Annotated in this window: 20 protein-coding genes; 5 read left to right on the top strand and 15 right to left on the bottom strand. The window is 60.6% G+C overall.

The features are described 5' to 3' along the window. Positions 1–391: 391 nt before the first annotated feature. From LU493_RS16275 to LU493_RS16205, 15 genes are all read right to left on the bottom strand, one after another. Positions 392–1030 carry a hypothetical protein gene (locus tag LU493_RS16275; protein WP_275288854.1) on the bottom strand — a complete coding sequence of 213 codons (639 nt, stop codon included), beginning with the start codon at positions 1028–1030 and terminating at the stop codon, positions 392–394. Next, the gene (locus LU493_RS16270) at positions 1027–1200 is read right to left on the bottom strand and encodes a hypothetical protein (protein WP_275288853.1); all 174 of its coding nucleotides are present in this window, start codon (positions 1198–1200) and stop codon (positions 1027–1029) included. Before LU493_RS16270 ends, LU493_RS16275 begins: the two co-directional genes overlap by 4 nt. Next, a complete protein-coding gene (locus LU493_RS16265; protein ID WP_275288852.1) occupies positions 1200–1595 on the bottom strand; it encodes a putative PDDEXK endonuclease in 396 nt (131 codons plus the stop codon). Before LU493_RS16265 ends, LU493_RS16270 begins: the two co-directional genes overlap by 1 nt. Then, positions 1595–1960 (bottom strand): DUF968 domain-containing protein, encoded by a 366-nt coding sequence (locus tag LU493_RS16260; RefSeq protein ID WP_275288851.1) that lies wholly within the window; start codon positions 1958–1960, stop codon positions 1595–1597. The genes LU493_RS16265 and LU493_RS16260 overlap by 1 nt, the downstream gene beginning before the upstream one ends. A gap of 99 nt (positions 1961–2059) precedes the next feature. Then, positions 2060–2257, bottom strand: a complete 198-nt coding sequence (locus LU493_RS16255) for a hypothetical protein (protein WP_275288850.1) — start codon at positions 2255–2257, stop codon at positions 2060–2062. After that, a complete protein-coding gene (locus tag LU493_RS16250; protein WP_275288849.1) occupies positions 2254–2460 on the bottom strand; it encodes a hypothetical protein in 207 nt (68 codons plus the stop codon). Before LU493_RS16250 ends, LU493_RS16255 begins: the two co-directional genes overlap by 4 nt. After that, positions 2457–2963 (bottom strand): hypothetical protein, encoded by a 507-nt coding sequence (locus LU493_RS16245; RefSeq protein ID WP_275288848.1) that lies wholly within the window; start codon positions 2961–2963, stop codon positions 2457–2459. Before LU493_RS16245 ends, LU493_RS16250 begins: the two co-directional genes overlap by 4 nt. Continuing rightward, a complete protein-coding gene (locus LU493_RS16240) occupies positions 2960–3301 on the bottom strand; it encodes a hypothetical protein (protein ID WP_275288847.1) in 342 nt (113 codons plus the stop codon). Before LU493_RS16240 ends, LU493_RS16245 begins: the two co-directional genes overlap by 4 nt. Next, entirely contained in the window at positions 3298–3588 is a 291-nt protein-coding gene (locus tag LU493_RS16235; protein WP_275288846.1) for a helix-turn-helix domain-containing protein, read from the bottom strand. Before LU493_RS16235 ends, LU493_RS16240 begins: the two co-directional genes overlap by 4 nt. Continuing rightward, the gene (locus LU493_RS16230; protein ID WP_275288845.1) at positions 3588–3848 is read right to left on the bottom strand and encodes a hypothetical protein; all 261 of its coding nucleotides are present in this window, start codon (positions 3846–3848) and stop codon (positions 3588–3590) included. The genes LU493_RS16235 and LU493_RS16230 overlap by 1 nt, the downstream gene beginning before the upstream one ends. Further along, positions 3845–4579 (bottom strand): hypothetical protein, encoded by a 735-nt coding sequence (locus tag LU493_RS16225; protein WP_275288844.1) that lies wholly within the window; start codon positions 4577–4579, stop codon positions 3845–3847. The genes LU493_RS16230 and LU493_RS16225 overlap by 4 nt, the downstream gene beginning before the upstream one ends. Positions 4580–4582: 3 nt before the next feature. After that, complete coding sequence (locus tag LU493_RS16220) at positions 4583–5533, bottom strand: helix-turn-helix domain-containing protein (protein WP_275288843.1); 951 nt, start codon at positions 5531–5533, stop codon at positions 4583–4585. Further along, positions 5530–6228, bottom strand: a complete 699-nt coding sequence (locus LU493_RS16215) for a hypothetical protein (protein WP_275288842.1) — start codon at positions 6226–6228, stop codon at positions 5530–5532. Before LU493_RS16215 ends, LU493_RS16220 begins: the two co-directional genes overlap by 4 nt. Positions 6229–6302: 74 nt before the next feature. After that, entirely contained in the window at positions 6303–6908 is a 606-nt protein-coding gene (locus LU493_RS16210) for a hypothetical protein (RefSeq protein ID WP_275288841.1), read from the bottom strand. A 32-nt stretch (positions 6909–6940) separates the two neighbouring features. After that, positions 6941–7141, bottom strand: a complete 201-nt coding sequence (locus LU493_RS16205; protein ID WP_275288840.1) for a Cro/CI family transcriptional regulator — start codon at positions 7139–7141, stop codon at positions 6941–6943. A gap of 110 nt (positions 7142–7251) precedes the next feature. Here LU493_RS16205 and LU493_RS16200 point away from each other — a divergent pair, with 110 nt between their 5' ends. The 5 genes from LU493_RS16200 (at position 7252) to LU493_RS16180 (ending at position 9482) form a co-directional block, all read left to right on the top strand. Continuing rightward, entirely contained in the window at positions 7252–7917 is a 666-nt protein-coding gene (locus LU493_RS16200) for an XRE family transcriptional regulator (RefSeq protein ID WP_275288839.1), read from the top strand. A 72-nt stretch (positions 7918–7989) separates the two neighbouring features. Then, positions 7990–8259: a hypothetical protein gene (locus tag LU493_RS16195; RefSeq protein WP_275288838.1), complete on the top strand. Its 270-nt coding sequence runs from the start codon at positions 7990–7992 to the stop codon at positions 8257–8259. Then, complete coding sequence (locus LU493_RS16190; protein ID WP_275288837.1) at positions 8237–8449, top strand: hypothetical protein; 213 nt, start codon at positions 8237–8239, stop codon at positions 8447–8449. Before LU493_RS16195 ends, LU493_RS16190 begins: the two co-directional genes overlap by 23 nt. A 495-nt stretch (positions 8450–8944) precedes the next feature. Then, positions 8945–9235 (top strand): hypothetical protein, encoded by a 291-nt coding sequence (locus tag LU493_RS16185; protein WP_275288836.1) that lies wholly within the window; start codon positions 8945–8947, stop codon positions 9233–9235. Positions 9236–9242: 7 nt separating this feature from the next. After that, positions 9243–9482, top strand: coding sequence for a hypothetical protein (locus tag LU493_RS16180; RefSeq protein WP_275288835.1), 240 nt, complete (start codon positions 9243–9245; stop codon positions 9480–9482). The last annotated feature ends 30 nt before the right edge of the window (positions 9483–9512 follow it).

Genomic DNA, 9512 nt, shown 5'->3' with positions numbered 1-9512 from the left:
GCCATAACCCCAGCGTAATTGGCTACCCCGAGGCAATTCGCCATAACCCCAGCGTAATTGGCTACCCCGAGGCAATTCGCCATAACCCCAGCGTAATTGGCTACCCCGAGGCAATTGGGCATCTCCAGCGTAATTGGCTGATGCGAAAAGCCCCGCCGGTGAGGGCGAGGCTTTGAAGGAGGGGATAGCAAGGTTCTCCGCGACCAAACTTTGATCCTTGCTTCCCCTGTCAGCAACCCGCCAGCAACACGTATGAAGGTGGCGAGGTGACACATCTTCCCAGCCATGGGAGGCTGATTGACGCGATCTGGTGAACGAAGTTCGCGCCATTATGGGAAATTTAACCCAATATCTTGCCATGTGCAATAGCGCTCGACACTAAATAAGCAAATCACCCCGCCTTTTGCCATTCGCGCATTTCGCCGACGCAGCGCTCTACAGCATCCTGTCCCGCCGCATCCTGCTCATAGATCGCGGTCAGCAGCATCCTCCATGCATCACCCCAGTCGCGATTCCAGTGCTCGGCCTTGATCGGCTGCCCCAACTTGCCTCGAATGTACTTCTGCACCTTCCACGGCTTGTCGAGCGTGCGCCCTTCGGGATTGCCTTTACTATCCAGCGCCTCGGGAATCGCGTACAACTCGACCCAAGCCCGTTCCATCGCCGCCAGCGCCACGTAGTAGAGCATGCGCTGCTTCTCCGGCTTCCATCGGGGATAGCCTGGCATGCGCCTGCCAACCATCTGAGCGGCGGACAACGCCCCGAGTGACTGGGCCTGCTCGAGCGCCTGGGCATTGATGACACCCCGCGCGTTGAGAGCATCTCCCACCGCCCTGGCCGGGATCGGCAATGCTTCGATGCAGTGCAGGATGCGGGCATACTCGGCGCCCACAGCAGCGCCCTGCCCGCCCCTGACTGACGTATCGACCGTGCACCCCAGCTCCTGCTGCTCTCGCGTGACCTCGGACTGGCTGCGGAGACCGTCATCTCGAGCCAGCGCCCATGCCTGTCGTGCGTCGTTCGTGATCACCGCAGTTCCTCCGCTGCCTTCTTCGCCTTGCTGGCATCCCGATACCAGCCCACTGTCGTGTCCCCATCGCTCAGCAGGTACCACGGCTCGCCACTGCATACCCACTTCGCGATCTTGAATCGCCCGTCCTCGGAGCGAATGCAGTAGTTGCTCAACTTTCGCCACTCCATCAGGTCGAGACCTCCAGCTTGAGTTGCTGGCCATGCCTGACCCACGCACATAGGCCGTCGATGTCCACCTCGGCGGGCTCGGCCACGGCGCCGCCCCAGTCGATGGGACGGATGACAAATCTCCACTGCTGCAAATCCGCCCGATAGGCCAAGACAGGAGTCTCGCTGCCGGCACACTGTTCCAGTGTCTGCTGCCACCAGGTGGCCACATCTCCCTGAGTGGCTCGTTTATGCCGTTTCACCTCAACGCAAACGCCGTCCCAGCCGTCCAGGTCATGACCGCCAGCCTGGTACTGGCCAAGCCGCCGCTTGAGCATCAGCCCCAAGTGCTCGCTCAGCAGGCGAGCCACTTCGCCTTCAGCCTTGCGGCCCTTCTCCCGGCTTGCCTTGGCCATCAGTCCTTGCCCTCCTTGCTTAACACGAAGTCCCGCGCCTCAATTAGCGCGTCATGGATCGACCCCTCTGGGAATGCGTCGAGGCCGGTATTGATCGTGTCGATCAAAAAGATCGGCTGCTGCCAGCGCAGGCAAGCCTCGTTATGGATGCGTCTGTGACAGGTATCCCCGGGGCCATCGCAGACTGGCATGGCCAGGCTGTCAGCCGCCTTGAGCCCCATCCCGCTGGCCTGATACATGCCGATCAGGTGATGGGCGGCGTTGGCCGGGGCTCCGCAGACGCAGCAGGCCAGCGAGCGCACGAACGTCAGATACCGCTCGCTTCGAAACCGGCTTTCTGCATTCTTTCTGCATTCTTTCTGCATTCTTTCTGCGAGCTTTCTGCACGGGCTGCCGCTTCTCCCGCTTGCGGTTCATTGGCGCCTTGGCGCGGAGCGGGGTGCGGCGTTCGAGTGCTGTGCGCTTCATTGTCCCCGCCCTCTGAAAAACTGGTGAATGAAGAACACGACAAACCCGGCTTGCAGTGGCGCGAGAAACAGCCACAGAACCCATATCACCGGAATCAGGCCGGTCGAAAAGCTCTCCCATGCGGACCAGGTGAAGAACCCGAGACTCACCGCCGAGATATACGCTGCTACCAAGTTGATCAGCTCGCCTTTCATTTCCCCACCTTCAAAGCCCGACGGATATTCATCCCGGCCCACAACCAGGCAGGCACCGCAAACGAAACGACTACGAACATCACCAAAAAGGCCGACTGCGGGCTTCCGTCTACCCAAGCCTTGTGCGCGATAAATGCCCACACGACTGTGAGCACCACCCACAGCCAGGCAATAAATGCGTAGAGGAAAATGGAGTATTTCATGCCGCCACCTCACGATACTGGTCCGGGCCGATGCCCTTGAGCTCTGGATCTGTCAGCCGTATGCCTCGCCCCGTCAGGTCGGTGTAGACCTTGTTCAGGTACTCGGTCTTCTGCGCTTTGGTCATCAACCTTGTGATCGGGAAGTCGAACGGCTCCTGCATGAACTCCAGCTTCTCCTCATAGGCGCGCCACTTGACGAGCCGGCCGTACTTCTCGGCGAATTCCGGGCAGTCGCGTCGCAGGATGGGAACGCCATGGTGGAGCTTCATCTGGCCGCGATACTCCTCGGCGGCCATATCCCCTTGCTGGCCTGCCTCTTTGCACCACAGCCGCTGCAATCTGTTCTGATCGAGGCTGCGTCGCTCCGGTTCCTCCTCGATCACCATCCGCACACGCTTCCAGCGTCGGAATGCCTGGTTGAGCATCCCTGGGAACTTAGCGATGGCGGCCAGGGCTTCCTCGACAGTGCCGGCGGTGGCCACGTAGCGTTTCGGATCGCTCATGTCACCACCTCGCTCGGCTGCTCGACGGTGCGCGGCGTCCAACCCGTGACCTCGGTGACGTTGGCCCAGTTGGCGTCGTCGTTGTCGTCAATTTTCCGAAGCTTCGAAGGAGGTGCGCACCCAAGGCGACCGGAGGGGGTTCTGAGCTCAACAGCCCCCGGGTATTCTCTCTGGTTCGGCTCTTTGCGGGTGATGACGTGCTGACCGTGACCCCAGTCTCGGACCCTCTCTGGAGGGAGGGCAGGCTCTACAAGATCACCTGCGCGTAGCGGCTTCCCCTGGCAGTCCCGGCCCAGCACGCCCGTCAGGCGGTCATGAATTCGCTGGATGATGCTCATGCCACGCCCTCCATCGCTGCGTTGCCTTCCAACAGATCGGCCAGCGGCTTGAGCCACCGATCCGGAACCGTGCGAACGCCGTGCAGCCAGCGGTTTACCTGGACGATGCTGATCCCGAGGTAATTGGCCAGATCGACCTGGCGAATGCCTGCCGCCTCCATCGCCTCGCGGACCAGCGTTACGCGCCACAGCACGTCATCGATGTTGTTCCGGCAATCGCGCGTCATGGATTCGCGCTCGGCTTGAGTGGTGCGTGCCTGCCTGAGTTCGTGCGCCATCAGCTTCATTACGCGGCACCTCCCGGCTGCACCAGCTCATACCGCACGCCGTCCGGGTCGTCGTGCTCGATGATCGTGTAGCCCATCCGGCGCAGACGGTTGATCGCTGCCGCAAAATGCGCGCTATCGATGCGCTGGCCGCTGTATCGCTCGATCTCGGCGGCGATCTCGTGACAGGTCATGGCCTCGCCGCAGCACAGGACGCCATAGACCTCGTTGCGGAGGTTGAGGCCAGGGTGAAGTGGATGAATTCGGGTGACGTTGGTCATGCGGCACCTCCTGCCATGCGTTGCTCAGCCTGTGCGATCAGCTCTGCGCGCCGCCGCTCTGTCTCGACCTCTTCCTGACGGCGCTGCTCGGCGGCCTGTTCGTTGCTCGCATTGAGCGTGTCGCGGAGCTGCTGGAGCATCGCCTGGACGTTCTCCGGGTTGCTGCCCGCCTCGTCCTCGGGCTTTTCAGGGGCCGGCAACAAGTGCTCGACCTTGGGGGCGGGCAGGCGACCGTCCTTCACTCCTTGCTCGATGGCCTCGCGGCGCTGCTCCTTGCTGTCGCCCAACGATGGCCACCAGCGAACCTCGCGGCCCTCGGCCTTGGATGCGGCAACCTCGCGCTCGTAGGCGGCGATGAAGGCCATGCGGGCGCCCACCTTGTCGCCAGCCTCCAGGATCGGGTTGGCGACGCCGGCAGCTTTGGCGATCTCTTCGGTCCAGATGATCGTCGCATTCTCGTCCTGCGACTCCAGGACGATGGACCACGCCTCATTGGCGGTCAGGTGAGCATTGGCGGTCGGCATGCGCTCAAGGATCGCGGCCAAAGTCAGTCGGCCACTGATCTCGGAGCGGCAGCGGGCCAGGGCCTGCTCGATCTCATCGCGTTGGTATTGGCGCAGGTCGCGGATCATCAGCGACGCGGCGGCGGGCTTGATCTCGCTACCCAGTACCTCGGCGGTGGCGTAGAGCTGCTCGACCAGCCCCTCGGCGTCTTGGCGTGTCAGCGGCATGGCTCAGTCCTCCCATCCGGATGCCGCCAGCAGGCGCTTGGCCTCGTCGGCAGCACTGGCGTTGGCTTGCGTGCCGTCCATCTGCCGGGCACGGGTGGCGGTCATCTGCTGGCCGGTTTGCATCTGCACCGCGATGGTTTCGCAGTCTTGGAGCATCAGGCCGACCGGGTGGCCCTTGGCGACGTAGAACTGGTTATTCATTCGCAGGTAGTACGCCGCGACGCCCGGGGCATTGGCAGCGCCCACGCGGTCCACGAGCTGGCCTATCTGCCCAGCCACTCGGGCATTCCAGATTGGATACACGCCGTAGCGCTGCCGGTAAGTCACGGCGTAGTTCGCCCAGGGCTTGAAGGTCTTGGCGGAAGGATCTTTCGGGCCGGGCATGTCTGGCGGGATGGCTGCCCGAGGGGTGTCGGAGTCACGATCCAGATCGTCACCCAGGTCCAGCTCACCCTCAATCGGCGCGTCGGCGGGCTCAGCCCCCGGCGCAACTGGTTCATTGGATGGTTCAAGGGACGGTTCAAGGGACGGTTCGGGTGACACGGTGTCACCCCGTTCTTGCATAGATGTCACCCCGTTCTCGTCAGAATGACACCCCGTTGCTGCATCAGTGTCACCCCGCTTCTTACGGGATGACTTCCTGTCACCCCGTTTTTCGGGCAGGTCGGTCATCACGATGTCGTAGACGACAGGGCGCTGATCGGCGCGCTCAATATGGGCCGCAGCGATGGCCTGATTGCCCATCTTGATGATGCCCGCCGACAGCAGGTCATTGATCTTGCGCGTGACGGTGCGGCCCGTCAGGCCGGTGTATTCGGCCAGCGTGGCATTCGACGGGAAAGCGTGACGGCCATGCTTGTCGGCATGATTGGCCAGTCCTACGAGCACGAATCGCGCGCCAGAATCGGTAACGGTTTGCTGGTTCATCGCCCAGCTCATTGCTTCTACGCTCATGCTGCGGGCTCCATACCGGCCACAGCCAGTAGGTCTTGTATATGAGATTCCATCCATTCCGGGTCTTGGATAAGGCTGGGCGACTCAAGCAGGTCAAAGAGCCACCCGGACGCAATGCCATGGCGCTCGGCTACCTGGATCAGTGCAACAAGATTCTGGGAGTCGTCCCATCGCATGATCCGAGAGGCTTTTTGGATGGCGTCGATGTCTTCCAGGATGGGCCTAAGGGACGGCGGAACTCTGGCCTCTTGCATGAGCATCAGCGTCTCAGCCAGGCTTTCATGGCGCTTGTCGCTTGCCGCCCTGGCGCTGCAAGCGGCTTCGCATTCTGGATTGATCCCGTACTCAGCGATGAGCTCCACCACTTCCGCGACAGATCCGCCCAGGAACCACTCGCGCGATCTTTGCTCGTAGACTTTGGAGAGCTCATCAACAAGCAGTTTTTCCAACCAGTTGGCAGCCGCGACCTTTCGGGAGACGACAGAGTTAATTCGACATGCACCGACAACGGACATGGCTGCATCGTGGGCCTGTACGCGTGATTCAGGCCGGCTCCTAGAAAAACCGACCTTCAGCAAGCCATTACTGTAAGCGCAGGCGTACACATAGCCAGTTGACCCAAGGCCGACAATGCCGCCGTCTTTGCCATACGAAACCGGTTGCCCATGGAAGTTGAACGGTTGGATGGATTGCATTACGCTTACCTCATCACGTTGTTGATACATGAAGCCCCGGGGATTGGTTGGTAGCCTCCCGGGGCTTCGTCGTGTCAGTCGCCCACGACGTGCAGCGACGGCTTCATCACTCGCTGCTTGATCAGCTCGCGAGTGCCCATCAACGCCGCGATGGCGTTGTCGATGTCCTTCATCACCTCCGGCGCCGCCTCAGCGTCTTTCTCGTCCAGAACGCCGTCTTCCAGCAGGCCGGTATATGAGCCCATCATCTCGCCCGTCTCGCGGCTGACAGCGCCCAGGGCGGCGAAGGCGCAGGCCGGTGTCTCACCCTGGCGAGGACGGCGAACACCCAGGAAGCCATGCCGACGGGCCAGCTCGACGCGATTCTCGGTGTCGCCAAGCTCCTCGAGCGCCGCCATCCACGGCTCTTCCAGCCAGGCCGGAAACTCCACCGCGCCGCTCGCCCAGCGCTGAACGCGCTTGTTCCAGCTCATGACCGCGTGGTCGTACTCCTCGCTGACCTCGGTGAATGAGGCCAGGCAGGGCATGTCTTCGGTCTTGGCCGGGCACATGGCGTGTGCCAGAGAATTCAGCGTGCGAGCGAAGCGCTCGACCGATACGCCGCGCTGTTCCTTGAGCTGGCCGAGCGCGTCGCGGAGGAGGGCGTCTCGGCTGGGATGTCTTGTGCTAGACGTGGGCATCTTCATGTCCTGTCGATAAGCTGGAATCGTGGTTAGGCGGAGCGCGGTAGCGCGTACTGGCCGCGACCCGGAACATCCGCCAGCAAGGCGCCGCCAGTCAGAATCTCGATCTGCGCCTGGCGGTCGATAGGCAGGTTCTCCGGCCACTGCCACACCGCCCCATGGGTGATCCCCAGGGCGTCGGCCACGGCCTGGATGCTGCCGAAGTGTTTGATCGCTTCGCTCTTAGTCACGGCTATAGTCCGACTCTGCAAATTCACAGAAAACTATAAGTCATGTTCACAGGAAAGTACAGCGCCTCAATGTTAGTTTTCTATAACCGCTTACTGGTTAGGACGAGGCAATGAGCCAAGAGATCGGCAAGCGCCTGCGCGCAGCCCGGAAGGCCGTCGGCCTCACGCAGAAGGACGTGGCCCACAAGATTGGCGTCACCTTCGGTGCGGTGTCGCAGTGGGAGTTGGGCGGCACGACCCCGAAGGGCGGCAACCTCATGAAGCTGGCTCAGCTCTACAATGTGACGCCTGAGTCGCTGGTAGGCGATGGCAAGGTGACGCAGCACCCCAGCATGTCTCAGTCCAACGTCGAAGGCGCCCCATTCCCAGTACGGCAGGGCAGGGTGCCGGTGAAGGGTAATGCGCAGCTCGGTCCCGAAGGCTACTTCGAGGCTATGAGCTATCCCGTTGAGATGGGTGACGGGTACATAATGATCGAAAGTAGCGATGTCGATGCCTACGGGCTGCGCGTGGTCGGCAATAGCATGACGCCCCGCATAAAGCACAACGAATACGTGGTCATTGAGCCCAACCATCCCTACGTCGCTGGCGACGAGGTGCTGATCTGCACAACCGATGGCCAGTGCATGATCAAGACGTTCATCTGGCTGCGGGACGGCCAGTACCGATTCGATAGCATCAACGACGACTTCGACCCGCTATATCTGTTCGAGGAAGATGTCGAGCGTATCCACTACGTGGGCGCCATCGCGAAGCCATCGCGTTACTCGCCTTGATCGGCTCGCTGTGGCTCAGGAAGCCCAGGGTGTAGGGCGCCCGTTTCACTCAAAAGCAAAAATAGGTGTTATATGTCAAGCAGAGAGCAGGAACTGGAGCAGCAAGTACGGATTCTTCGTGATGCGCTCGTGCATGCCAAGGCAGCCAGTCTGGATTCTCAAGATGTGCTAATATCAGTGACGACAAAGCTTGTTCAGTCTGGCCAGGTGTTTACCGACCCCGAAGCCCAGCAGATTCAGCAAACCCTGCGAAAGGCGAATGAGCACCACCAGAAGGCACACGACTTAGTGAGCAGCCTTATTGACGAGGGTGAGGAAAATGGAGTGCAGCGAGATCCTTGAAGAGATGAACCAGCGGATGCAGAGCATTGATCAGCAGATGACGAAGCTCGATGAGGCGGTAGCCAATACAAGCCGCTCGTCGCGCGAAAACATCCTTATCCAGGCTCGTTACCATGCCCAGCAGGTGAATATCTTGCTCGACCAGGCGTATATTGCTCACGTCGACGCGACCCAGGGTAAAGCCGCCTGACGCAATACCGCCCCGCCAGTCTCCCCAACCCGCCCACGAGGCGGGTTTTTCATGCCCGCCTGACTGATCCCGCCGCCGCAACAGCCATATCCATTAGCCAAACCTCCAGAAATCAGATCCTTATGTATAGCGACGGCAGAAAATTATAGTTTTCTGCATTTTTCTATTGCATCGGCCTCTATAGTTTTCTATAGTTCAAACCGTCGAAGGGCAAAACGCCCACGGCCCGGAAAAGCCGGCGCTCTTTAACAACGAATCGAAAGACCCGTGACGCCATCCGGTAGCAGGCGGCAATCACCCAGCAGGTGAACCGTTCCGGGCGCCCCTAAGAGAGGTGGGGCGTAGGCCAGGGCAGGGGACGGCAAACCTTGTCTTGAGTCGGCGCCAGTCCAGCGTCACGGGAGAGAAATGGATTCCGACGCCCTGCACAGCGGGGCGTCATCCACCAGCTCATTCACCGAGTGGGCTGATGGATGATCAACAGGAGGAATCGCCATGAGCAAGAAAAGTTCTTCAGGAACCCCAATCAAAACATCCCCGACATGTACTCACGGGCATATCAATAACTGCGTCGTGGCCGCTATGAAGGATGGTCGGCTTGTCGTCACTTTTGCTCAGGACCAGGTCCATGTCAGAGACGGGGCGACCAGCCAAGATGACGAGATCCTTCAGAACGTGAAGTCGGCAATCGCCTCGCTCACGATGAGCCGCGATACGGCGAGGGCGCTTTCGGACACCATTCGCGTGAGCCTGGATCGACAGTCAGACACCAACAAATCGGAGTAGTGACGCCATGAGTGATATCGGAACGACAGCCCGTCTCGCAGAGCTTCACGGGTTGCAAACGAAAATCCTTGCCCTGCGGGAAAAAGAAGAGGAGCTGAAGCAACGCTCTGACGACGTTTTCCTTCTCAGGACCGAGTTTGAGCGCATCTTGTGGAACAAGCTGGCCGACCTGAATGGCGTGGACGGCCAGCTTGAGGCTGGGGAGCCAGGGCCCTCCTTTACTCTTCACTGTTCTCAATTTGAGTGATTCGCTGGTCTTGGCGCTCAACGGCATCCG

The sequence above is a fragment of the Halomonas elongata genome, from assembly GCF_029081005.1.
GTDB classification, from domain to species: Bacteria; Pseudomonadota; Gammaproteobacteria; order Pseudomonadales; family Halomonadaceae; genus Halomonas; species Halomonas elongata_B.
The sequence above is the reverse complement of the archived record's forward strand: the minus strand, read 5'-3'. Positions and strand labels throughout refer to the sequence as shown.

Bases quoted from the DNA above. Each gene is read 5' to 3' on its own strand.
- LU493_RS16200 (WP_275288839.1), top strand. From the start codon at position 7,252: ATGAGCCAAGAGATCGGCAAGCGCCTGCGCGCAGCCCGGAAGGCCGTC.
- LU493_RS16225 (WP_275288844.1), bottom strand. From the start codon at position 4,579: ATGCCGCTGACACGCCAAGACGCCGAGGGGCTGGTCGAGCAGCTCTAC.
- LU493_RS16195 (WP_275288838.1), top strand. From the start codon at position 7,990: ATGTCAAGCAGAGAGCAGGAACTGGAGCAGCAAGTACGGATTCTTCGT.
- LU493_RS16250 (WP_275288849.1), bottom strand. From the start codon at position 2,460: ATGAAATACTCCATTTTCCTCTACGCATTTATTGCCTGGCTGTGGGTG.
- LU493_RS16260 (WP_275288851.1), bottom strand. From the start codon at position 1,960: ATGCAGAAAGAATGCAGAAAGAATGCAGAAAGCCGGTTTCGAAGCGAG.
- LU493_RS16180 (WP_275288835.1), top strand. From the start codon at position 9,243: ATGAGTGATATCGGAACGACAGCCCGTCTCGCAGAGCTTCACGGGTTG.
- LU493_RS16220 (WP_275288843.1), bottom strand. From the start codon at position 5,533: ATGAGCGTAGAAGCAATGAGCTGGGCGATGAACCAGCAAACCGTTACC.
- LU493_RS16230 (WP_275288845.1), bottom strand. From the start codon at position 3,848: ATGACCAACGTCACCCGAATTCATCCACTTCACCCTGGCCTCAACCTC.
- LU493_RS16240 (WP_275288847.1), bottom strand. From the start codon at position 3,301: ATGAGCATCATCCAGCGAATTCATGACCGCCTGACGGGCGTGCTGGGC.
- LU493_RS16215 (WP_275288842.1), bottom strand. From the start codon at position 6,228: ATGCAATCCATCCAACCGTTCAACTTCCATGGGCAACCGGTTTCGTAT.
- LU493_RS16255 (WP_275288850.1), bottom strand. From the start codon at position 2,257: ATGAAAGGCGAGCTGATCAACTTGGTAGCAGCGTATATCTCGGCGGTG.
- LU493_RS16270 (WP_275288853.1), bottom strand. From the start codon at position 1,200: ATGGAGTGGCGAAAGTTGAGCAACTACTGCATTCGCTCCGAGGACGGG.
- LU493_RS16235 (WP_275288846.1), bottom strand. From the start codon at position 3,588: ATGAAGCTGATGGCGCACGAACTCAGGCAGGCACGCACCACTCAAGCC.
- LU493_RS16210 (WP_275288841.1), bottom strand. From the start codon at position 6,908: ATGCCCACGTCTAGCACAAGACATCCCAGCCGAGACGCCCTCCTCCGC.
- LU493_RS16185 (WP_275288836.1), top strand. From the start codon at position 8,945: ATGAGCAAGAAAAGTTCTTCAGGAACCCCAATCAAAACATCCCCGACA.
- LU493_RS16245 (WP_275288848.1), bottom strand. From the start codon at position 2,963: ATGAGCGATCCGAAACGCTACGTGGCCACCGCCGGCACTGTCGAGGAA.
- LU493_RS16190 (WP_275288837.1), top strand. From the start codon at position 8,237: ATGGAGTGCAGCGAGATCCTTGAAGAGATGAACCAGCGGATGCAGAGC.
- LU493_RS16265 (WP_275288852.1), bottom strand. From the start codon at position 1,595: ATGGCCAAGGCAAGCCGGGAGAAGGGCCGCAAGGCTGAAGGCGAAGTG.